Annotated in this window: 19 protein-coding genes; 2 read left to right on the top strand and 17 right to left on the bottom strand. The window is 66.3% G+C overall.

All coding sequences use genetic code 11. From position 1 onward, the window contains the following. The 8 genes from hflX to dusB form a co-directional block, all read right to left on the bottom strand. Positions 1-1,389 carry a GTPase HflX gene (hflX, locus tag GTW51_RS15825; protein ID WP_163044994.1) on the bottom strand — a complete coding sequence of 463 codons (1,389 nt, stop codon included), beginning with the start codon at positions 1,387-1,389 and terminating at the stop codon, positions 1-3. Next, the gene (gene hfq, locus GTW51_RS15820; protein ID WP_163044993.1) at positions 1,390-1,638 is read right to left on the bottom strand and encodes an RNA chaperone Hfq; all 249 of its coding nucleotides are present in this window, start codon (positions 1,636-1,638) and stop codon (positions 1,390-1,392) included. It lies immediately after the preceding gene. Positions 1,639-1,834: 196 nt separating this feature from the next. Then, positions 1,835-3,211, bottom strand: coding sequence for a Trk system potassium transporter TrkA (gene trkA / locus GTW51_RS15815; protein ID WP_163044992.1), 1,377 nt, complete (start codon positions 3,209-3,211; stop codon positions 1,835-1,837). Between the two features lie 91 nt (positions 3,212-3,302). Then, the gene (gene ntrX / locus GTW51_RS15810; RefSeq protein WP_163044991.1) at positions 3,303-4,667 is read right to left on the bottom strand and encodes a nitrogen assimilation response regulator NtrX; all 1,365 of its coding nucleotides are present in this window, start codon (positions 4,665-4,667) and stop codon (positions 3,303-3,305) included. Beyond that, entirely contained in the window at positions 4,639-6,903 is a 2,265-nt protein-coding gene (locus tag GTW51_RS15805; protein ID WP_163044990.1) for a sensor histidine kinase NtrY-like, read from the bottom strand. The genes ntrX and GTW51_RS15805 overlap by 29 nt, the downstream gene beginning before the upstream one ends. Before the next feature lie 77 nt (positions 6,904-6,980). Then, the gene (gene ntrC, locus GTW51_RS15800; RefSeq protein WP_484463064.1) at positions 6,981-8,357 is read right to left on the bottom strand and encodes a nitrogen regulation protein NR(I); all 1,377 of its coding nucleotides are present in this window, start codon (positions 8,355-8,357) and stop codon (positions 6,981-6,983) included. A gap of 76 nt (positions 8,358-8,433) precedes the next feature. Beyond that, entirely contained in the window at positions 8,434-9,576 is a 1,143-nt protein-coding gene (locus tag GTW51_RS15795; RefSeq protein ID WP_163044988.1) for a two-component system sensor histidine kinase NtrB, read from the bottom strand. A 3-nt stretch (positions 9,577-9,579) separates the two neighbouring features. Continuing rightward, positions 9,580-10,620 carry a tRNA dihydrouridine synthase DusB gene (dusB, locus tag GTW51_RS15790; protein WP_163044987.1) on the bottom strand — a complete coding sequence of 347 codons (1,041 nt, stop codon included), beginning with the start codon at positions 10,618-10,620 and terminating at the stop codon, positions 9,580-9,582. A 139-nt stretch (positions 10,621-10,759) separates the two neighbouring features. Between dusB and GTW51_RS15785 the strand changes: the two genes are divergently transcribed. Next, entirely contained in the window at positions 10,760-11,977 is a 1,218-nt protein-coding gene (locus tag GTW51_RS15785) for a bifunctional 2-C-methyl-D-erythritol 4-phosphate cytidylyltransferase/2-C-methyl-D-erythritol 2,4-cyclodiphosphate synthase (RefSeq protein ID WP_425483269.1), read from the top strand. Next, positions 11,974-12,504, top strand: coding sequence for a nicotinamide-nucleotide amidohydrolase family protein (locus tag GTW51_RS15780; protein WP_163044986.1), 531 nt, complete (start codon positions 11,974-11,976; stop codon positions 12,502-12,504). Before GTW51_RS15785 ends, GTW51_RS15780 begins: the two co-directional genes overlap by 4 nt. Here the strand turns inward: GTW51_RS15780 and GTW51_RS15775 are convergent. From GTW51_RS15775 to pdhA, 9 genes are all read right to left on the bottom strand, one after another. After that, entirely contained in the window at positions 12,465-12,941 is a 477-nt protein-coding gene (locus GTW51_RS15775) for a type II toxin-antitoxin system RatA family toxin (RefSeq protein ID WP_163044985.1), read from the bottom strand. The genes GTW51_RS15780 and GTW51_RS15775 overlap by 40 nt on opposite strands. 24 nt (positions 12,942-12,965) lie before the next feature. Further along, complete coding sequence (gene lipA, locus GTW51_RS15770; protein WP_163045037.1) at positions 12,966-13,940, bottom strand: lipoyl synthase; 975 nt, start codon at positions 13,938-13,940, stop codon at positions 12,966-12,968. 38 nt (positions 13,941-13,978) lie between these two features. After that, positions 13,979-14,245: a GlsB/YeaQ/YmgE family stress response membrane protein gene (locus GTW51_RS15765; RefSeq protein WP_163044984.1), complete on the bottom strand. Its 267-nt coding sequence runs from the start codon at positions 14,243-14,245 to the stop codon at positions 13,979-13,981. A 124-nt stretch (positions 14,246-14,369) separates the two neighbouring features. Further along, positions 14,370-15,824: a dihydrolipoyl dehydrogenase gene (lpdA, locus tag GTW51_RS15760; protein ID WP_163044983.1), complete on the bottom strand. Its 1,455-nt coding sequence runs from the start codon at positions 15,822-15,824 to the stop codon at positions 14,370-14,372. 134 nt (positions 15,825-15,958) lie between these two features. Next, positions 15,959-16,606 (bottom strand): SGNH/GDSL hydrolase family protein, encoded by a 648-nt coding sequence (locus tag GTW51_RS15755; protein WP_163044982.1) that lies wholly within the window; start codon positions 16,604-16,606, stop codon positions 15,959-15,961. A 3-nt stretch (positions 16,607-16,609) separates the two neighbouring features. After that, positions 16,610-18,013, bottom strand: a complete 1,404-nt coding sequence (locus GTW51_RS15750) for a pyruvate dehydrogenase complex dihydrolipoamide acetyltransferase (RefSeq protein ID WP_163044981.1) — start codon at positions 18,011-18,013, stop codon at positions 16,610-16,612. 12 nt (positions 18,014-18,025) lie between these two features. Beyond that, positions 18,026-18,529 carry an SRPBCC family protein gene (locus GTW51_RS15745; protein WP_163044980.1) on the bottom strand — a complete coding sequence of 168 codons (504 nt, stop codon included), beginning with the start codon at positions 18,527-18,529 and terminating at the stop codon, positions 18,026-18,028. Positions 18,530-18,533: 4 nt separating this feature from the next. Beyond that, the gene (locus GTW51_RS15740; RefSeq protein ID WP_163044979.1) at positions 18,534-19,958 is read right to left on the bottom strand and encodes a pyruvate dehydrogenase complex E1 component subunit beta; all 1,425 of its coding nucleotides are present in this window, start codon (positions 19,956-19,958) and stop codon (positions 18,534-18,536) included. A gap of 10 nt (positions 19,959-19,968) precedes the next feature. After that, a complete protein-coding gene (gene pdhA / locus GTW51_RS15735) occupies positions 19,969-21,087 on the bottom strand; it encodes a pyruvate dehydrogenase (acetyl-transferring) E1 component subunit alpha (RefSeq protein WP_246233193.1) in 1,119 nt (372 codons plus the stop codon). Positions 21,088-21,203 lie beyond the last annotated feature (116 nt).

The following is a 21,203-nucleotide window of genomic DNA, read 5'->3' as shown; positions in this document are numbered from 1 at the left end:
TCAGCGGATGGTGACATCCGGCGATTGCTGCGCCAGCCGGCGCAACTCGGTGCGCGCCTGCGTGGTGATCTCCACGGTCAGCGACACGGCGCCATCCTCGCGGTCCTCACGACCGCTGACCGAGGCGTTCTCGTAGAGCCAGGGCAGCATGCCCATGCCGTCCGGCCCGACATCAAGCGTCATCTCGCACAGCGTACCGGCGATCCGCCGCTCGACGTCGTCCATCAGCGGCGCGATGCCGGTGTTGGCGACGGCCGAGACGATGTGCGCCGCCCGCGGATCCGGCAGGCCTTCGCGCACCGCCTCGATATGGCTCAGCGACGCCTCGTCCAGAAGATCGGCCTTGTTCCAGATCTCGATGACGTGCTCGCTGTCGTCGACGTCGATATCGAGGTCGCGCAGGATCTTGCGGACGTCCTCGGCCTGCGCCAGCGTGTCCGGATCGGCCATGTCGCGCACGTGCAGGACGAGGTCGGCTTCGATGACCTCTTCCAGCGTTGCACGAAACGCCGCGACGAGATGCGTCGGCAGGTCCGAGACGAAGCCCACCGTATCGGAGAACCTGACTTCCGTGCCGTGCCGCAGCGTCGTGCGCCGGACCGTTGGGTCGAGCGTTGCGAAGAGCAGGTCCTGCGCCAGGACGTCGGCGCCGGTCAGCCGATTGAACAGCGTCGACTTGCCGGCATTGGTGTAGCCGACGAGGGCCACCACGGGATGCGGCGCCTTCTTGCGCTTGGCGCGATGCAGCTGGCGAGTGCGCCGGACGGCTTCCAGATCCTTCTCGAGCCGCTTGATGCGCTCCTGCAGCTGCCGCCTGTCCGACTCGATCTGCGTCTCGCCCGGACCGCCGAGGAAGCCGGCACCACCGCGCTGGCGTTCCAGATGGGTCCAGCTGCGGACGAGGCGGCCACGCTGGTAGTTCAGATGAGCGAGCTCGACCTGCAGCGTTCCTTCCTTGGTGCGGGCGCGCTGGCCGAAGATCTCGAGGATCAAGCCCGTCCGATCGAGCACCTTGGTATCGAGTTCGCGCTCCAGGTTGCGCTGCTGGACCGGCGTCAGCGGGTGGTCGAAGATCACCAGACCGATTTCCTCGGCCGCGACCACCCCCTTGATCTCCTCCAGCTTGCCGGCGCCGATCAGCGTAGCCGGGCGCGGACGCGGGCCGGAGACGACGCCGCTCGCCTTGATGTCGAGACCGATCGCCGCCGCCAGACCCAACGCCTCGGCAAGCCGCGCGTCGTCGCTGCGCCGCACGAGTTCGGCGCCGGGCGCAATGCCGTCCTCCTTGGCCGAGAATTGCTTGAACACCGGCACGAACACGGCGGCGCGCGTCGCGACGCTCGCGTGTTCGATGGGGCCCTTGGGATGGTTTTCGCGGGGTTCGGTCAATCAGTCGGTCCTGTCGTCGTCCCCGCCGTCGTGCATGTGGACCGGCTGGGAGGGCATGATGGTGGAGATGGCATGCTTGTAGACCAGCTGTGAGTGGCCGTCGCGGCGAAGCAGGACGCAGAAATTGTCGAAAGAGGTCACCACGCCGGTCAGCTTGACGCCGTTGACCAGGAAGATGGTCAGGGAGATCTTCTGCTTGCGTACGGTGTTGAGGAAGAGGTCCTGGAGGTTTTGCGTCCGTTCCGGCATCGCTGGTTCCTTGTTCTGTTTCTTATTGGCGAGACGACACCGGTCCGGCGTTCGCTCCGCACATGGTTCATCACCCGTCCCTCGGCAGCGCCGCGTAACGAGCTTGCGTTGTCGTTAACCCGAGGAATAGAGCCCCGCGGGGCTTTTCCCAAGATGATCCGGCGGCAGGTGCATGAAAAAACCTGTCCGGCGCGTGTCAGAAGAACTCCAGACTGACGCGGAACAGCTGTTCGACATGGCGGACCGCGCTCGCCGCGGCGAAGATCACCACCCTGTCCTTCGCCTTGATCTTCGTCATTCCATTGGGCCTGACATATTCGCCGTTCCGGTAGATCGCTCCGATCCGCAGGTTTTCCGGCAGATCCAGCTCGCGCAGCGGCTTGCCGACCAGCGGGGAGGTTTCCAGTGCCTCGGCCTCGATGACCTCGGCGAGGCCGTTCTGGATCGAATGGACGGCGCGAATCCGCCCGCGCCGGACATGCTGCAGCACCCGGGATATGGTGACGGAGCGCGGATTGATAAAGGCGTCGATACCCAGCGTATGGGTAAAGCTCTGATAGTCGGCGTTGTTCAGCAGCGTGAGGTTGCCGCGGCAGCCGAGACGCTTGGCCATGACGCTGGCGAGGATGTTGACCTTGTCGTCGTTGGTGAGCGCGACGAGCAGGTCGCTCTCCGAGATATCCGCCTCGTCGAGGATCACCTGGTCGAGACCGCTACCATGAAGCACGATGGTCCGCTTCAAAGCGTCGGAGATTGTCACGGCCCGATCGTGGTTCGCCTCGATCACCCTGATCCGCGCGCCGAGATTGCGCTTTTCCATCTGCCTGGCGACGTAGAGGCCGATATTGCCGCCGCCGACGATGACGATGCGTGCCGCCTCCGGCTCTTCATGCCCGAACAGGCCGAGCGTCCGACGAACCTGACCGCGCTCGGCGACGACATAGGCGACGTCCCCCGGCACCATCTGGTCGCTTGAGCTCGGCACGAACAGTTTGTCGCCGCGCCAGATCCCGACCACGGTGGCGTTGAGATCGGGAAACAGCTCCGTCAGCTGCTCCAGCGGCGTGTTGACCACCGGACAGTCTTCCCGGCACTCGATCGCCACCATCACGATCGTGTCGTCGGCGAAGCGGACGGCATCCATGGCGCCCGGCAGCGCGATCCGCCGCAGCACCATCTCGCCGACCTCGAGCTCGGGCGAGATGATCACGTCGATCGGCATGTTGTCGGTCGAGAACAGATCCTGCCAATGCGGCCGCAGATAGCTCTGCGCCCGAATGCGGGCGATCTTGGTCGGCACGTTGAACAGCGAGTGGGCGACCTGGCAGGCGACCATGTTGACCTCGTCGTGGAGCGTCACGGCGATGATCATGTCGGCCTGCTCGGCTCCCGCCTCGGCCAGAACGTCCGGCTGCGCGCCGTGGCCGACGAAGCCGCGCGCGTCCAGATTGTCCCGGATCGCCTGGATCAGCGGCGGCGACGTGTCGATCACCGACACGTCGTTGCGCTCTGAGGCGAGACGTTCGGCAATGCCGTAGCCGACCTGGCCCGCCCCGCAGATGACGACTTTCATGCTGTGCAATCCTTGGCCGACGCGCCGGCAAGCCGTTTCTTAACGGCTTCCCGATGCCGGTGCAAAGGCGTCGGGAAGCCCAGCGTCCGCCTCAGATGCCCAACGACTTCAGCTTGCGGTGCAGGGCCGAGCGCTCCATGCCGACAAACTCCGCCGTGCGCGAGATATTGCCGCCGAAACGGTTGATCTGTGCGACGAGATATTCCTTCTCGAAGACCTCGCGGGCATCGCGCAGCGGCAGCGCCAGGATCTGGCCGTTCGACTGGCTCGGCGTGCGCGGCAGCATGTCGCCGACCTCGCTCGGCAGCATGTCCGCCGAAATCGGCGTGTCGCCGTCGCCTTCCCGCGACAGGATCATCAGCCGCTCGACATTGTTGCGCAGCTGGCGGACGTTGCCCGGCCAGTCGCTCGACTGCAGCACCGCCATGGCCTCCGGGCCGATGACCCGCGGCTTGATGCCGGTCTGTTCGCTGATCTGCGCCATGAAGGCGTCGATCAGGGTCGGAATATCCTGCCGGCGATCCGCCAGCGGCGGCACGGCGATCGGCACAACGGCCAGCCGGTGGAAGAGATCCTCGCGGAAGCTGCCGTCGGCAATCATCGATTCGAGGTTCTGCGCCGTCGAGGAGATCACCCGGACATCGACCTTGATCCGCTTCGAGCCGCCGACCCGCTCGAAGGTCTGGTCGGTCAGCACCCGCATGATCTTGTTCTGGGTCTCGCGCGGCATGTCGCCGATTTCGTCGAGATAGAGAACGCCGCGATGCGCCTCCTCGAGTGCGCCGACCTTGCGTTCCACACCCGGCGGCGTCTCGGTGCCGAACAGCTCGACCTCCATCCGATCCGGCGTGATGGCGGCGGCGTTCAGTGCGACGAACGGCCCGTCGGCCCGGCTGGAGCCGGCATGGATCGCCCGTGCCACCATCTCCTTGCCGGAACCCGAAGGGCCGAGGATCATGACGCGGCTGTTGGTCGGCGCGACGCGCTCGATCAGCGTGCGCAGCTGGTTCATCGGATGCGACTTGCCGATCAGATCGGTGAAGTCGGTCGACCGCCGCCGCAGCTCGGAAACCTCGCGCTTCAGCTTCGAGGTCTCCAGCGCCCGCTCAGCGATGAGGATCAGCCGATCGGCCTTGAAGGGCTTCTCGATATAGTCGTAGGCGCCGCGCCGGATGGCCGAGACGGCGGTCTCGATATTGCCGTGGCCCGATATCATGACTACCGGAACCTCGGGGTGCTGCGCCTTGATGGCGTCGAGCAGGTCGAGCCCGTCCAGCCGGCTGCCGCGCAGCCAGATATCGAGAAACACCAGCCGCGGCAGGCGTTCGGCGATGGACTGCAGCGCGGCATCCGAGTCGCCCGCCGTCCGCGTCTCGTGACCTTCGTCCTCGAGAATGCCCGCCACCAGCTCGCGGATGTCGGCTTCGTCATCGACGATCAGGATGTCCGATGCCATTGGTCTCAGTCCTTTCTAAGGTCCCGTCCCCTTGCCGCCCGGCTTTCTCCGAAGCCGGAGCGGCGGGCAGAGTGATGCGAACCATGGCGCCGTGCGGCTGGTCGGGGGCATCGTCCAGCGCGATGGTGCCGCCATGGTCTTCGATAATCTTGCGCACGATCGCCAGGCCGAGGCCCGTGCCCTTCTCGCGCGTTGTCATGTAGGGTTCGAGCAGTCGATCTCGATCCTCGGTCGGAAAACCCCGGCCGTTATCGATGATGTCGATCCGGTGCCGATCGGTCCCGGCTTCGGCCCGGATGGTGATCCTGCCGTCGGTCGTGCCGGTTCCCTCCAGCGCTTCCACCGCGTTCTTCACGAGATTGCCGAAGGCCTGCGACAACAGGCGGATGTCGTAGGCACCGAGCATCGGCTGGCCCGGGATCTCGGCGGTGAATTCGATGCCGTGCTCACCCATCTCGCGCATGAACACCGCCTCCCGCAACGCCTCGCGCAGGTCGATGGTTTCCATCCGCGGCTTCGGCATCCGGGCAAAGGTCGAGAACTCGTCGACCATGCGGCCGATATCGGACACCTGCCGGATGATGGTCTCGATACAGCGGTCGAAGACCTCGCGGTCATCCTCGACGCGCTTGCCGTAGCGCCGGCGGATCCGCTCGGCCGAGAGCTGGATCGGGGTCAGCGGGTTCTTGATCTCGTGGGCAATGCGGCGCGCCACATCCGCCCAGGCCGACGTCCGCTGGGCATCGACCAGGTCGGTGATGTCGTCGATGGTGACGACGCTCGACTGGGCGCCCTGCGCCTCCTCGGACGAGGTGATGCGGACGGCCAGCGCGCGCTCGCGCTGGCGAATCCGCAGCTTGACCTCTTCCTGGTATTCCTGGCGATGCGAGGTCGTGGCAGCGCGATGAATCTGGCCGATTTCCGGAAAGACATCGGCCAGCCGCCGGCCCACGATGCCCTCTGCGCCGACGGCGAGGATGCGCTGCGCCGACGGATTGAGCATCGACACCGTGCCGTCACGTTCGACGCCGATGACGCCCACCGTGACGCCGGACAGCACTGCCTCGATGAAGCGGCGCCGTTCATCGATCACGTCCTTGGCGTGGACCAGCTCGGAGCGCTGGCTGCGCAGCTGCAGGATCATGTTGTTGAACGTGTTCGACAACGAGCCGACGTCGCCGTCGGAAGCGCGGACGGGAACGGAGACCGCGAGATTGCCCTCGCTGACCTCGTCGGCCGCGCCCATCAGGAGGCGGATCGGGCGGACAAGCCGGTCGGCGACCCCGATGCCGGTCCAGATTGCCGACAGGAGCACGATGAGCATGATCCCGAGATAGAGGATCGCGAAGGCGACCTGGAGGCCGAACCGGTTCGACTGGAGGCTGGAATACTCCGCCGACCGCTCCTCCATCAGCCGCAGCGCCGCGATCACCTCCGGGTCGACGGCGCGCACGGTGTAGAGATAGGCGTCGGAAATCTGCCGCAGCTGGATGATCGCCCCGACGAGATTGGTGACGCCCGGCGGAATGAACACCAGATTGCCGTCGGCAGCCTGCGTCAGCGCATCTTCGGGCGGTACCGGCAAGGGCCGCTCGACATCGACCTCGGCGACGAGGAAGGGCGTGCCGTCCGGCCGAAGCAACTGCGCCCCGAGCAGCGAGCGTCCCCTCGCCTGTTCGGTCATCAGCTGCTGAAAGCCGGTCCGGTCGAGATCGTACAGGCGGCGCTGCTGATCCAGGTCGTACGCCATCGAGAGCGTCGAACCCTGGAGGTTGCGGGCGTTCTCGTTGACATAGGCGCGCGCGACGCTGATCGAGGATTCGACGATGGTGCGGGTGCGGATCTCGAACCAGCGATCGAGGCCCAGATCCAGCGTGATGCCCGCGACAATCGCCACGAGGAGCGCCGGCAGGGCCGCGACGATCGAGAACAACAGGACGATCCGGACATGCAGGCGCGAGGCCGCCTTGCCCTGGCGCCGCGCCCGGACCATCCGCAGGACTTCCCGCCCGATCAAGCCGCACAGCAACAGCACGAAGGCACTGTTGACGATCGTTGCTATCGTCACGATCGTGTCGCTGGGCTCAATCGGCGTCAGGCCCATCAGCACGACGAACGAGATCGCGCCGGTCACCAGCGCGCCGACCACGGCCAAAAGGCCGGGGATCAGCATGAAGCGCCGCCGCTCAAGCAGGAACGGCACTTCGTGATCAGACTGGATCGGTTGCGACGTCATTATCCGCTGCGTTTGCTGGGCCCGTTGCCACACAGCAACAGAATGTGTCCAAACTGCAACGAGCGCCGCTTATTGCGTCATCTTATCGACCGGATGACGGAAATGTCGAGGTCGCGGATCTTCTTGCGCAACGTGTTGCGGTTGACGCCGAGCAGGTCGGCGGCCTTGACCTGGTTGCCGCGGGTGGCCGCCAGGGCCGCCGCGATCAGCGGATATTCGACTTCCCGCAGGATTCGGCCGTGCAGCCCGGGCGGCGGCAGGTCGTCGCCGAACGAGGCGAAATAGTCCGCCAGGTAGCGCTCGACCGAAGCGTTGAGTTCGACCGGCTTGCCGCCGTCCGATTCGATGCCTGGGGAGCGCGCACTGTCGTTGTTCAGCTCATGCTCGACCAACTCCGCGGATATCTCGTCCTGCGGGTAGAGCGCCGACAGACGGCGGATCAGGTTCTCGAGTTCACGCACATTGCCGGGCCACGGATAGCGCCGCATCACGTCGAGCGCGCCCTGGCTCAGCGCCTTGCGCGGCAGGCCTTCCTTCTCCGCCTGGGCGAAGAAATGCCGCGCGAGGTCCGACAAATCTTCGATGCGTTCGCGCAGCGGCGGCAGGCGCAGCGGGACGACGTTCAGCCGGTAGAACAGATCCTCGCGGAACAGGCCGCGGCTGATCAACTGGCGCAGATCCTTGTTGGTCGCCGCGACGATGCGGACATCCGTGGTGATCGGTGTGCGTCCCCCGACCACCGTGTATTCGCCCTGCTGGAGCACGCGCAGCAGCCGGGTCTGGGCCTCCATCGGCATGTCGCCGATCTCGTCGAGGAAGAGCGTGCCACCTTCTGCCTGCTCGAACCGCCCACTCGTCCGGGTCTGCGCGCCGGTGAAGGCGCCCTTCTCGTGGCCGAAGAGCTCCGATTCGATCAGGTCGCGCGGGATTGCCGCCATGTTGATCGCGACGAACGGGCCCTTTCGGCGGCGGCCGTAGTCATGGAGCGCGCGGGCGACCAGCTCCTTGCCGGTACCCGACTCGCCGCTGATCGTCACCGTCAGGTCGGTCTGCATCATCCGGGCGAGCGCCCGGTAGATGTCCTGCATGGCGGGCGAGCGGCCGACCAGCGGCATCGATTCCTGCAGATCGTCGGGCGCGGCGCGCGCGCCGCCCTTCGGCTCCGCCAGCGCCCGCCGCACGATCGAGACCAGCTCGGTCAGGTCGAAGGGCTTGGGAATATAGTCGTAGGCCCCCTTCTCCGAGGCCTTGATCGCCGTCATGAAGGTGTTCTGAGCGCTCATCACGACGACCGGCAGGTCGGGCCGGGAATTCTTGATCTTCGGCAGCGTGTCGAAGGCGTTCCCGTCCGGCATCAGCACGTCGGTGATGACGAGGTCGCCGTCGCCGGCGGCAATCCAGCGCCAGAGCGTCGCAATGTTGGAGGTGACCCGAACCTCGAAGCCGGCACGCATCAACGCCTGTGAGACTACCGTCCGGATCGCGGAGTCGTCGTCGGCGACGAGGATCTGCATGGTCATGTTGTCTTTCTCAGCCTTCGCTTCCGAAGTTGTAACGGGCCTCGCCCTCGCCCAGCTCCTCCCGCCAGGCCGGCATCAGGATGCGGAAGACCGTATGGCCGGGCTGCGAATCGCATTCGATCACCCCGCCATGGTCCCCGACGATCTTCGCGACCAGCGCCAGGCCGAGGCCCGAACCACTGGGCTTGGTGGTGACGAACGGGTCGAAGATGTATTCGCGGATGTCGTCCGGCACGCCGTCGCCGTTGTCCTCGACGCAGAACTCCAGCGGCAGCGTCACCCGGTCCTTGGTGCCGGGCACGGAGAGCCGTACGCCGGGGCGGAACGCCGTCATCAGCTTGATCTCGCCGTCCTCGCGATCGCGAACCGCTTCCGACGCGTTCTTCAGGAGGTTGAGGAAGACCTGCACCAGCTGGTCGCGATTGGCGAAGACCGGCGGCAGCGAGGGATCGTAGAGTTCGCTGATCTTGATGCCGCGGGCAAAACCGTTCTTGCCCAGCGTCTTCACGTGCTCGAGCACCGAATGGATGTTGACCGCCGAGCGCTCGATCGGGCGCTGGTCCGAGAACACTTCCATGCGGTCCACCAGCTTGACGATACGATCGCTCTCCTCCTGGATCAGCCGGGTCAGGCCGCGATCCTCGTCGCTTGCATTGGTCGCCAGCAGCTGCGCAGCGCCCTTGATGCCCGACAGCGGGTTGCGGATCTCGTGCGCCAGCATCGCCGCCAGTCCGGTGACGCTGCGCGCCGCAGAGCGGTGGGTGAGCTGGCGATCCATCTTGTCGGCGATCGACCGCAGCTGGATCATAACGACGACAAGCTCAGGATTGTCGGGCAGCGGCGAAACGTAGAGATCAACCATCCGGTCGGTGCCGAGGCGGGGAGACGAGACGTCGACACGGTACTCGCTGATGCGGGAATTCTCGTCGCGAACCTGCTCGATCAGCGCGAAGAGCGGGCTGTCCGCGGGCACGAAGTCCTGCAGGCGCCGTTTGGCCAGATAGGCCATGCCGGCGGAGAAGAACTGCTCGGCATCCGAATTGGCGAAATGGAACCGGCCATCGCGGTCGACCACCACCACCGGATGCGGCAGGGCGTTCAAGATCTTCATCTGCGCGGCGGTTGCCGACATCACTTCGTAGACATTGTTCATGCGTCAGGCCGCCTGCTGCAACGGACGGCGCCGGAAAGCCGGCTCCACCTCGGATAACCGCGTTGCGCCGAGGAGATGGCGCAGCCGGCGCTTGATCGCGGCCGTGTCGCTGCCGCCGAGAATGGCCGCGCGATCGGCGCCGGCAACCGTCGCCGTCGTTGCGGCGAAATGGTCGAGGTACCAGCCGAGATGCTTGCGGGCGCGGCGCAGGCCGCCTGGCGTGCCGTAATGCGAGAGCATCGCCTCATAGTGCTCCTCGACCAGATCGGCGAGGGACAAAAGCTGCAGGCCGGCCTCGCCGATGGCGCCAGCCAGCAACCCCGGGAGCCAGGGACGTCCCTGGCTGCCGCGGCCCACCATCACGGCATCGGCACGGCTTGCGGCCAGCATCGGGGCAATCTCTTCCGGGAGCGTCAGGTCGCCATTGGCGATGACTGGAATGGCGACGGCGTCCCGCACCGCAGCGATGGCAGGCCAGTCGGCCCGGCCTTCATAGAATTCCGAGCGGGTCCGCCCGTGTACGACGATCGCCTGCACCCCGGCGGCTTCCGCCTGCCGCGCCAGCATCGGTGCGTTGATCGTCGAACGATCCCAGCCGAGTCGCATCTTCAGCGTTACCGGCACGGTGCCGGCGCCCGCAACCGTCGCCTCGACGATGCGGAGCGCCAACTCGGGTTCGCGCATCAGCGCCGAGCCGGAGAGGCCGCCGACGACCTTCTTGGCGGGGCAGCCCATGTTGATGTCGATGATGTCGGCGCCCGCAGCGGCCAGCTGTTCCGCGGCCTGGCGCATCCACGCCGGATCGCGGCCAGCGAGCTGGACTACGTGCAGGCCCGGCCCGTCGCGCATTGCCCGTAGCGCGCTCTCCTGGTCGCCTTTGACGAACTCGCCACTGGCGACCATTTCGGATACGACCATGCCGGCGCCGAACCGGCGGGCGAGCCGACGGAACGGCACGTCGGAAATGCCGGAGAGCGGCGCCAGGAGAACGCGGTTTGCGAGCCGCGCTTCGCCGATGGTCAGGGGATCGCGCAGATCGGGCATGCCGAGACTCTTGCCGCCTATTCCTTGGGCGCCTTCGAAAGATGGCGATTCATGCGTCAGTGATTTGTACCATATCGGGGCATGCTCAAAAGACAAGCATATTGCTCTGCAACCTAACCGGAACGATGGGCGAAAAGGCATTGGTCGAGCAAAAGGGCAGCAGGCCGTGAAGCCGAGCGTCGCAGTGATCATCGTCGCCGCCGGGCGGGGCGAGCGCGCAGGCCAGTCCGTCGAAGGACCGAAGCAATACCGGACGATTGGGGGCTCGCCCGTGCTGCGGCGCACTGTCGAGCGTTTCCTGACGCATTCTGCGATCTGCCATGTCACCGTCGTGGTGCATCCCGACGATCTGGATCTGCTTTCCCGCGCGCTCGGGGATCGATTGCCGCAGGTGATCGTGGTCGAGGGCGGGCCGACGCGGCAGTGGTCGGTTCGGCTCGGCCTGGAAGCGCTGGCATCGGGCGCGGCGCCGGAGATCGTGCTGATCCACGATGCGGTCCGACCGTTTGCCGACGGCGCGCTGATCGACCGGACGCTGGCCGCGGTAGGCCCTGCAACAGGCGCCATTCCGGCCATCCCCGTGGCCGACACACTCAAGCGCGCCGCTGCGGGCGGCACGATCGAGACGACGGTCGAACGCACGAACCTCTACGCGGCACAGACCCCGCAGGGTTTCCCCTTCGCGGCGATCCGCGCCGCCCATGCCGCCGCCTCCGCGGAGACGCGCGACTTCACCGACGACGCCTCGATCGCCGAGTGGGCGGGCATGGCCGTCCGGCTGGTCGACGGCTCGGTCGACAATGTGAAACTGACCACCGCCCGTGATATCGCCCTCGCCGATGAGCGACTGAGAAGAGAGCCCAAGATGATCGATGTTAGGACCGGCAATGGCTACGACGTGCACCGCCTGACGGCGGGCGACCACGTCACGCTCTGCGGCATCGCCATTCCCCATGATGGCGCGCTGGACGGGCACTCCGACGCCGATGTCGGGCTGCACGCCCTGACCGATGCGCTGCTCGCCACCTGCGGCGCTGGCGACATCGGCGATCATTTCCCGCCCAGCGACCCGCAATGGCGCGGCGCGGCGTCGCACATCTTCGTCGAGAAGGCGGTGGCGGTCATCCGTGAACACGGCGGACGCATCATTAACGCCGATATATCGCTGATCTGCGAAGCGCCGAAGATCGCGCCGCATCGCGAGGCGATGCGGCTGGCTATCTCGGCGATGACCGGGTTGGCGCTCGAGCGCGTCTCGGTGAAGGCGACGACCAACGAGGCGATCGGCTTCGTCGGGCGGCGCGAGGGGATCGCCGCCATCGCCACCGCGAGCGTCGCCTTCGGAGACTCGGCGTGAACGAGGAAGCCACGACAGGGCGTCTCGCCGCGGCGGTCATCGAACGCTACGCCGCTGCCAATCTGACGATCGCGACGGCCGAATCCTGCACCGGCGGCATGGTCGCGGCCGCCCTCACCGACATCGCCGGCTCGTCCGCGGCCTTCGACCGCGGCTTCGTCACCTATTCCAATGCGGCGAAGATGGCGATGCTGGGCGTCGCCGACGCGGCGCTTGCCGCGCACGGTGCGGTCTCGGAGGAAGTGGCGCGGGAGATGGCGGAGGGCGCCCGGCGTCTTGCCGGCGTCGATGTGGCGGTCTCGATCACCGGAATCGCCGGCCCGGGCGGCGGGTCGGCGACCAAGCCCGTCGGCCTCGTCCACTTCGCGTGCGCCGGCTCTGCCGGCACGTTGCATCGGGAGGAGCGCTTCGGTGACACGGGTCGCGCCGGGATCCGGCTCGCCAGCACGGCCGTCGCGCTGGAGATGCTGCTGGATGCCCTGCCTGATCAGGTCGCGGCGGCGGGTTCCACCGTCGGCTCGCCATAGATGACGTTCGCCCGTTCCTCGAAGGCCTGCGAGAAGCGCCGGAAGGCGAAGTCGAACATCGACCCCATCAGCAGGCCCAGCGTGCGGCTCTTGAAGGCGTAGTCGATGAAAAACTTCACGTCGCAACCGCCATCCGCGGCGGGCGGGAAATTCCAGCGATTGTCGAGATAGCGGAACGGCCCGTCGATATAGCTGACGTCGATCTGGCTCTCGTCCGGCTTCAGCAGCACCTGCGAAGTGAAGGTCTCGCGTACCATCTTGTAGGCGACGGTCATGTCCGCGACGAGCAGTCTCCTGCCGTCCTTTTCCCGCTCGGACTGGATGACCAGCCGCTGGCAGAGCGGCAGGAACTCCGGATAGCGTTCGACATCGGCAACGAGCGCGAACATCTGCTCAGGTGAATGGCGAACGTGGCGCGTGGTCTCGTACTGGGGCATGGGCTCTGGCTGTCGGGGAGCGGATCAGGCGGCGGCCTGGCGGGCAAGCCGCGCGGCCTTCAGCCGGTCGAAATCTTCGCCGGCATGATGCGACGAGCGCGTCAGCGGGCTCGCTGCGACGACGAGGAAGCCCTTGCTCAGCGCGACCGTCTCGAAGGATGCGAACTCCTCTGGCGGCACGTAGCGAATGACCGGATGATGCTTCTTCGTCGGCTGCAGATACTGGCCGATGGTCAGGAAGTCGACGTCTGCCGAGCGCAGGTCGTCCATCAGCTGGAGGACCTCGTTCCGCTCCTCGCCGAGGCCGACCATGATTCCCGACTTGGTGAAGATCGTCGGGTCGAGTTCCTTCACCTGCTGCAGCAGCCGGATGGAGTGGAAATAGCGGGCGCCGGGGCGGACCGTCAGATAGTTCGACGGCACGGTCTCGAGATTGTGGTTGAAGACGTCCGGCCGTGCCGCGACGACGGTTTCGAGAGCGCCCGGCTTTCGCAGGAAGTCGGGCGTCAGGATCTCGACCGTGGTGCCGGGCGCGGCGGCCCGAATCGCACGGATTGTCCGCACGAAATGTTCCGCGCCGCCATCGTCGAGATCATCCCTATCCACCGAGGTGATGACCACGTGGTTGAGCCCCATCGCGGCAACGGCGCGGCCGACGCTTTCCGGCTCGCTACGGTCGAGCGCATGCGGCCGCCCGGTGGCGACGTTGCAGAACGAGCAGGCGCGGGTGCAGATCCCGCCCATGATCATGAAGGTCGCGTGCTTCTTCTCCCAGCATCCCCCGATATTGGGGCAGCCGGCCTCTTCGCACACGGTGACGAGGTTATTGGACCGCGCGATCGCGCGAGTCTCATGGTAGCCCTGAGAGGTCGGCGCCTTGACGCGGATCCAATCGGGCTTGGGCACCATCGTCGCGTTATCCGGGCGATGGGCTTTTTCGGGATGCCGCGGCCGGGGCAATACCCCGGCCGGCTGGCGATTATCGAGCACGGTGACCATGAACGTCATTTAGCCATGGCGCACCGGCGATGCAAACCTTAGACGCGGCCGCGACCGCGGAATGCCCGGAAGATGAAGATCAGCAGGCAGGCGCCGATGAAGCCGGTGATCAGATAGGCGATCCAGCCGGCACCGAAGGAGATGCCGAGGAGTGCCAGAATGGCATTGAGAACGATCGCCCCGACGATGCCGAGGATGATGTTCATCAAGAGGCCCATGTCGCTCTTCATGACCTGCTCGGCGAGCCAGCCAGCAAGGCCGCCGACGATGATCGCTGCAATCCAGCCTACTCCATTAACGTCCATGTCTCAGTCCTTCAGTATTGATGATGCTGCGGGAAATTGGGCAGGAACCGCCAACGGCAAGGCGCTGAAGAATAAAACTTTCAGACGCAACTATCGATGACTTAACGCGTTTCAGCCTGTCAGTTCACATGTGAATGACGCGGCCGTAGGCGTCAAGCACGCTTTCGTGCATCATCTCGGACAAGGTCGGATGCGGGAAGACGCTGTGGAACAGCTCTTCTTCGGTCGTCTCCAGTCCCATCGCGATGACGAACCCTTGGATCAGCTCGGTGACTTCCGCGCCCACCATGTGTGCGCCGAGAAGCTCGCCGGTCTTGGCGTCGAACACCGTCTTCACCAGTCCTTCCGGCTCTCCCAGTGCGATCGCCTTGCCGTTTCCCTTGAAGGGGAAGCGGCCGACCTTGACCTCGCGCCCGGCCTCCTTGGCCTTCGCCTCGGTCAGGCCGACGCTGGCGACCTGCGGCTGGCAATAGGTGCAGCCGGGGATCTGGGTCTTCTGCATCGGATGGACGTCGAGGCCCTTGATCGCCTCGACGCAGATCGTGCCCTCGTGCTCGGCCTTGTGGGCGAGCATCGGCGGCCCGGCGACGTCGCCGATGGCGTAGATGCCCTCGACATTGGTCCGCCCAAATCCATCGATGGTGACGATGCCGCGCTCGATGGCGACGCCGGCTTCCTCGAGGCCCAACCCCTCGGTGTTGCCCTGTACGCCGACCGCCGAGATCAGCCGTTCCGCCGACAGCGTCTGCGACTTGCCGTCCTTGGTCTCGACCGTCACCTCGACGCCCTCGCCACCCTTGGTAACCTTCGACACCTTGGCGTCGGTGAGGATGCGCATGCCCTGCTTCTCGAACTGCTTGCGCGCCAGCCCGGCAATCTCGGCATCCTCGACCGGCATGATCTGCGGCAGCAGCTCGACCACGGTCACGTCCGCACCCATGGTGCGATAGAACGAGGCAAACTCGATCCCGATGGCGCCGGAGCCCATGACGATCAGCGACTTCGGCATCGCCTTCGGCTTCATCGCCTCGAAATAGGTCCAGATCCGGTCGCCATCCGGCTCGATGCCCGGCAGGACGCGCGGGCGGGCGCCCGTCGCGACGATGACGTGCTTGGCCGTGTAGGTCCCCTCGCCCAGCACGCCCTTCGGCACCGGGTTCTGCGGCTCGACGACGGGCTTGGTCATCTTGCCGACCGAGACCTCGACCGGCCCACTCTTCCCGGCCTTGGTGATCTTGGCTTCGCCCCAGATGACGTCGATCTTGTTCTTCTTCATCAGGAAGCCGACGCCGCCGTTCAGCTGCGCGGAGACACCGCGCGAGCGCTTGACGACCGCCGCCATGTCGAAGCCCGGCTTCTCGATCGTCAGGCCGTAATTCGCGGCGTTCTCGGCATAGTGGAAGATCTCGGCCGAGCGCAGCAGCGCCTTGGTCGGGATGCAGCCCCAGTTGAGACAGATGCCGCCCAGATGCTCGCGCTCGACGACAGCGGTCTTGAAGCCGAGCTGCGCGGCGCGGATCGCCGCGACATAGCCGCCGGGACCGCCGCCGATGATGAGAATGTCGTAGGTGTCAGCCATGGGTCATCGTCTCCTCGGACGCGCTGTCGTCGTAGGCCTGTGGCGCGGCGCGATAGCTGCCGACCACATGGCGGAGATAAGAGCTGCGGACCGGTCCTGCCCTGCGTTCGACGCATGGGAGGCCGGTCGCAGGGTCATGCGGTCTCGCCGAGCAGCGCCTTCACCGGCTCGACAAGCGCCTCGCCCAGCGCCCGCGTATGCGCCGCGTCGAGATGGATCCCGTCGAGCGGGGTCGTCTCGCAGACCTCGGACGCATCGAAGACGGCGCAGCCGTATTCTTCCGCAACCTTGGTGCAGGCCGAACGGAAATGCTGCGATTCTTCGACCCCGTGGCCGAACAGCAGGGCGAAGTCCGGCTCCGTCGTCTCGCGGAAATGCGGCGGGGCGACGATGAGGATCTTCGGGACGGCGTAGCCGCGCTGATAGGGAAAGGTCTGTATGATCTCGACCAGCCGCTCCATCCCCTGGCGCGACTCGAACACCCGGCCGCCGCCGGTGTGGCGCTTGAGGTCGTTGGTGCCGAGCATCAGCACCACCAGGTCAAGCGGCTGGTGCGCGCCCAGCGCCGTGGGCAGCGTTCGGGCGCCGTTGCGGTCGCTCATCACGGTGTGATCGTCGAAGGCCGTGGTGCGCCCGTTGAGCCCGTCGGTGACCACGCAGACGTCGTCCCCGAGCGCCCTGGCGAGGACGTTCGGCCAGCGGTCGGCAAAGTCATGCCGCAGCCCGGTCTCGGCGTCGTAGCCCCAGGTCAGCGAGTCGCCGAAGCAGAGGACGGTCTTCATCGCCTAGACCAGCATCGACATCGGATTTTCGATCAGCTGCCGGAATGCCCCCAGCAGCTCGGCACCGAGCGCACCATCGACGGCGCGGTGGTCGGTCGACAGCGTCACGCTCATCACCGTGGCGACGGTGACGGCGCCATCCTTGACCACGGCCCGCGGCTCGCCGGCACCGACGGCCAGGATCGTCGCGTGCGGCGGGTTGATCACCGCGGCGAAATCCTTGATCCCGAACATGCCGAGATTGGAGACCGCCGTGGTGCCGCCCTGGTATTCCTCGGGCTTCAGCTTGCGGCTGCGGGCCCGCTTGGCGAGGTCCTTCATCTCGTTGGAGATCGCCGACAGCGTCTTCTCCTCGGCGCGGCGGATGATCGGCGTGATCAGCCCGCCCTCGATCGAGACGGCGACGCCGACATCGGCGTGCTTGTGGACGAGCATCGCGGATTCGGTCCACGAGGCGTTGGCGGCAGGCACGGCCTTCAGGGCCAAAGCCATCGCCTTGATGATCATGTCGTTGACCGAGAGCTTGTAGGCCGGGCGGTCGCCGCCCTCGCCCTTCACCATCGGTGCAGCAGCGTTGAGCTGCTGGCGGAGCGCCAGGAGCGCGTCGAGCTCGCAGTCGATCGTCAGGTAGAAATGCGGGATCGTCGACTTCGCCTCGACCAGCCGGCGGGCGATGGTCTTGCGCATGCCGTCATGCGGAATGGCCTCGTAGGAGCCCTCGGCGAAGAGCTTGCGGATCTGCTCGTCGCTGGCGCCCTTCGGTGCCGATGCCGCAGGCGCCGCAGCCGTTGCCGGCGCGGCCTTGTCCGGCGCTGCTGCGGGGGCGGATTTGCCGCCGTCCTTCGCGGCTGCCTCGACATCGGCCTTGACCACGCGGCCGTACGGGCCGGAGCCGGCGATCGACGTCACGTCGATCCCCGCTTCCTTCGCCAGCCGGCGCGCCAGCGGCGACGCAAAGACTCGCTCGCCTTCGTTCCGAGCCGGCGCCGGCTTCGGCGAATCGTCGGCTGCGCCGGTGCGCGGGCTCGGCGGCGCTTCCTTCGAAGGTGCCGTGCTGCCCGAGGCCGCGTCGGCCTCCGGGTCGGCCGCAATGGCGCCGCCATCGGCGGAGGCTGGTGCCGAACCACCCGAGCCGTCGCCCTTGGCCGCGGCGGCGACATCCTCGCCCTCGGCCGCCAGGATGGCGATAACGTCGTTGACCTTGACGCCTTCCGTACCGGCCGGCACCAGGATCCGGGCGACGGTGCCCTCGTCGACAGCCTCGACTTCCATCGTGGCCTTGTCGGTCTCGATCTCGGCGATGACGTCGCCGGAAGCGACCTTGTCACCCTCCTTCACCAGCCATTTGGCGAGGTTGCCCTCCTCCATGGTCGGCGACAGCGCGGGCATCGTGACGTTGATCGGCATCCGGGCGTCTCCTCAGTGGCCGTTGCGCAGGTTGCCCTTGCGCCGGGCGTGATGTTCTTCCGCGTGAGTGGCCAGCCCGGCGAGATGCCGCTGCCAGCCGTCGCGATGATCGAGCAGGAGCGTCGCGCGGTCGGGTTCCGGCGCTCGCTCCCAGCCCTGGTGTTCGATGGTCACGCGGGTGCCGCCATCCAAAGGCTCAAGGGAGACCGAGACGATCGTGTCGAAGTCCCAGTCCTCGTCGGCCCATACCATGACGAAGCCCTTCGGCGGATGAAACGCCGTCACCTCGGCCTTCGTCGTCTTCAGGCGCCCTGACGGGTCCGTCCACGGCTCGATGAAACGGCCGCCAAGCGCCGGCTCGAATTCGAGGTTGTCGCGCCACCAGGCCTTGAAGCAGTTCGGCTCGGTGAGGCACGCCCAGACCGAGCGAGGATCGGCGTCGACCGTGCGTGTCAGCACGAGCGTGCCGCCCTCCTCGGGCGGCTGCCGGTCGTCGTGGGCGGCTTCAGCGGCCATCGCCTCAATCCCGGTAGCAGACCGCCTTGACCGCATCGATCACTTCCTTGACCGATGGCAGCGCCAGCTTCTCGAGATTGGCGGCATAAGGCATCGGGACGTCCTTGCCGCTCACCTTGAGCACCGGCGCGTCGAGATGATCGAAGGCCCGGACCATCAGTTCCGAGGCGATATGGCCGCCGACGGAATTCTGCGGGAAGCCTTCCTCGACCGTGACGCAGCGATTGGTCTTCATCACCGAGCGGACGACCGTGTCCATGTCGAGCGGCCGGATCGTGCGCAGGTCGATGATCTCGACCTCGATGCCCTCCTTGGCGAGTTCCTCGGCAGCCTTGATCGCGTAGGTCATGCCGATGCTGAAGGAAACGATGGTGCAATCCTTGCCCTTGCGGTGGATGCGCGCCTTGCCGATCGGCACCGTCCAGTCGTCGAGCTTCGGCACGTCGAAGGCGTGGCCGTAGAGGATCTCGTTCTCGAGGAAGACAACCGGGTTCGGATCGCGGATCGCCGACTTCAGCAGGCCCTTGGCGTCGGCCGCCGAAAACGGTTGCACAACCTTCAGCCCCGGGATGTGGCTGTACCAGGCGGAATAATCCTGGCTGTGCTGCGCGCCGACGCGCGCGGCGGCGCCGTTCGGCCCGCGGAACACGATCGGGCAGCCCATCTGGCCGCCGGCCATGTAGAGCGTCTTCGCCGCCGAATTGACGATCTGGTCGATCGCCTGCATGGCGAAGTTGAAGGTCATGAACTCGACAATGGGCTTGAGACCCGCGAACGCCGCACCGACGCCGAGGCCGGCAAAGCCGTGCTCGGTGATCGGCGTGTCGACCACGCGGCGGGCGCCGAACTCTTCCAGCAGCCCTTGCGTGATCTTGTAGGCGCCCTGGTACTCGGCAACTTCCTCGCCCATGACGAAGACCGTCTCGTCGCGGCGGAGTTCTTCGGCCATCGCATCGCGCAGCGCTTCGCGGACCGTCGTCGACACCATCTCGGTGCCTTCCGGCACTTCCGGACCCATGTCGCCGTCTGGATCGGCCGGCTCGGGGTGCTTCATGCCCTCGGCCGGCACCTTGCGGTCGGCGGCGGGCTTTTCATCCTGCGTGTCGGCAGCTGGCGCCTCGGCCTTCGGCTCGGCGGCCGGCTTCGGTGCCGGAGCGGCTTCCTTGGCGAGGGCACTGGCGTCCTCGCCCTCGGCGAGCAGCATCGCGATCGGGGTGTTCACCTTCACGCCCTCGGTGCCGGCCTGGACCAGGATCCTGCCGAGCGTCCCCTCGTCGACCGCCTCGACTTCCATCGTCGCCTTGTCGGTCTCGATCTCGGCGATGACGTCACCGGCGGCGACAGTGTCGCCTTCCTGCTTCAGCCACTTGGCCAGCGTGCCTTCCTCCATCGTCGGAGAAAGGGCGGGCATCAGAATTTCGGTCGCCATGGTCGTCCCCTTACTCGGCCGCCTGCGGAACGGCGTCCGCGTAGATATCCGTCCATAGCTCGGACACGTCGGGCTCGGGATCGTTCTGGGCGAAGTCGGCCGCATCGGCGACGATCTCGCGCACGTCCTTGTCGATCGCCTTGACCTCGTCCTCGCTCAGGCCGTGCGGCCCGAGAAGCCGCTGCTTCACCTGCTCGATCGGGTCCGATTCGGCGCGCATCTTCTGCACTTCGTCGCGGGTACGATACTTGGCCGGATCCGACATCGAGTGGCCGCGATAGCGATAGGTCATCATCTCGAGGATGATCGGGCCGTCGCCCTTGCGGCAATGTTCGGCGGCGAGATCGCCGGCAGCCTTCACCGCCCGCACGTCCATGCCGTCGACCTGGATGCCGGGAATTTTGAAGGAGAGGCCGCGATGGGCGAAATTCGTCTCCGCCGAGGCGCGGCTGACCGAGGTGCCCATGGCGTAGCGGTTGTTCTCGATGACGTAGACCACCGGCAGCTTCCACAGCGAGGCCATGTTGAAGCTCTCGTAGACCTGACCCTGGTTGGAGGCCCCGTCGCCGAAATAGGTGATCGAGATCGAATCGTTGCCGTTGTAGCGGTTGGCGAAGGCAAGGCCGGTGCCGATCGGCACCTGGGCGCCGACGATGCCGTGGCCGCCGTAGAACTTCTTCTCTTTCGAGAACATGTGCATCGAGCCGCCCTTGCCCTTGGAGTAACCCGAGCGGCGGCCGGTGAGTTCGGCCATCACGCCGCGGGCTTCCATGCCGGTGGCGAGCATGTGGCCATGGTCGCGATAGCCGGTGATGACCTGATCACCTTCCTTCATCGCCATCTGCATGCCGACGACGACGGCCTCCTGGCCGATATAGAGATGGCAGAAGCCGCCGATGAAGCCCATGCCGTAGAGCTGGCCGGCCTTTTCCTCGAAGCGGCGGATCAGCAGCATGTCGCGATAGGCCTGCAGTTCGGCCTCGCGGGAGAACTCGACCGGCTGTGGCGGAACGTATTGCTCCAGCGTGGCGACGATGCCGGTCGACGATTCCGGCGTGTCGGCCGCCGTCGTACCGGCGCCCTGCGTTGCCCCGCCGGGGGCGGGTGACTTGTTCTGCCTGGTCGCCATGGGTGCTCCGGGTCTTGATCGGCCGACAGGCGGCCCCAAATTCTTGCCGAGAGTATAGTGACCGCCGCGCCCCCATCAAGCGAACGAGCGGCGTTTCGGTCGTGATGACCGCATTT

Origin of the sequence: Aurantimonas aggregata (assembly GCF_010500835.1) — a bacterium.
GTDB lineage: Bacteria > Pseudomonadota > Alphaproteobacteria > Rhizobiales > Rhizobiaceae > Aurantimonas > Aurantimonas aggregata.
Note: the sequence above shows the minus strand (reverse complement) of the source record. Positions and strands in the feature narration are given on the sequence as shown.

What these genes read in the sequence shown, in the direction of transcription:
- pdhA (WP_246233193.1), bottom strand. Translation starts at nt 21,087, where the DNA reads ATGGCGACCAGGCAGAACAAGTCACCCGCCCCCGGCGGGGCAACGCAG.
- lpdA (WP_163044983.1), bottom strand. Translation starts at nt 15,824, where the DNA reads ATGGCTGACACCTACGACATTCTCATCATCGGCGGCGGTCCCGGCGGC.
- trkA (WP_163044992.1), bottom strand. Translation starts at nt 3,211, where the DNA reads ATGAAAGTCGTCATCTGCGGGGCGGGCCAGGTCGGCTACGGCATTGCC.
- GTW51_RS15775 (WP_163044985.1), bottom strand. Translation starts at nt 12,941, where the DNA reads ATGCCCCAGTACGAGACCACGCGCCACGTTCGCCATTCACCTGAGCAG.
- dusB (WP_163044987.1), bottom strand. Translation starts at nt 10,620, where the DNA reads ATGCCCGATCTGCGCGATCCCCTGACCATCGGCGAAGCGCGGCTCGCA.
- ntrC (WP_484463064.1), bottom strand. Translation starts at nt 8,357, where the DNA reads ATGCGTGCCGGCTTCGAGGTTCGGGTCACCTCCAACATTGCGACGCTC.
- GTW51_RS15755 (WP_163044982.1), bottom strand. Translation starts at nt 16,606, where the DNA reads ATGAAGACCGTCCTCTGCTTCGGCGACTCGCTGACCTGGGGCTACGAC.
- hfq (WP_163044993.1), bottom strand. Translation starts at nt 1,638, where the DNA reads ATGCCGGAACGGACGCAAAACCTCCAGGACCTCTTCCTCAACACCGTA.
- lipA (WP_163045037.1), bottom strand. Translation starts at nt 13,940, where the DNA reads ATGGTCACCGTGCTCGATAATCGCCAGCCGGCCGGGGTATTGCCCCGG.
- ntrX (WP_163044991.1), bottom strand. Translation starts at nt 4,667, where the DNA reads ATGGCATCGGACATCCTGATCGTCGATGACGAAGCCGACATCCGCGAG.
- GTW51_RS15740 (WP_163044979.1), bottom strand. Translation starts at nt 19,958, where the DNA reads ATGGCGACCGAAATTCTGATGCCCGCCCTTTCTCCGACGATGGAGGAA.
- GTW51_RS15745 (WP_163044980.1), bottom strand. Translation starts at nt 18,529, where the DNA reads ATGGCCGCTGAAGCCGCCCACGACGACCGGCAGCCGCCCGAGGAGGGC.
- GTW51_RS15795 (WP_163044988.1), bottom strand. Translation starts at nt 9,576, where the DNA reads ATGAACAATGTCTACGAAGTGATGTCGGCAACCGCCGCGCAGATGAAG.
- GTW51_RS15750 (WP_163044981.1), bottom strand. Translation starts at nt 18,013, where the DNA reads ATGCCGATCAACGTCACGATGCCCGCGCTGTCGCCGACCATGGAGGAG.
- GTW51_RS15805 (WP_163044990.1), bottom strand. Translation starts at nt 6,903, where the DNA reads ATGACGTCGCAACCGATCCAGTCTGATCACGAAGTGCCGTTCCTGCTT.
- GTW51_RS15765 (WP_163044984.1), bottom strand. Translation starts at nt 14,245, where the DNA reads ATGGACGTTAATGGAGTAGGCTGGATTGCAGCGATCATCGTCGGCGGC.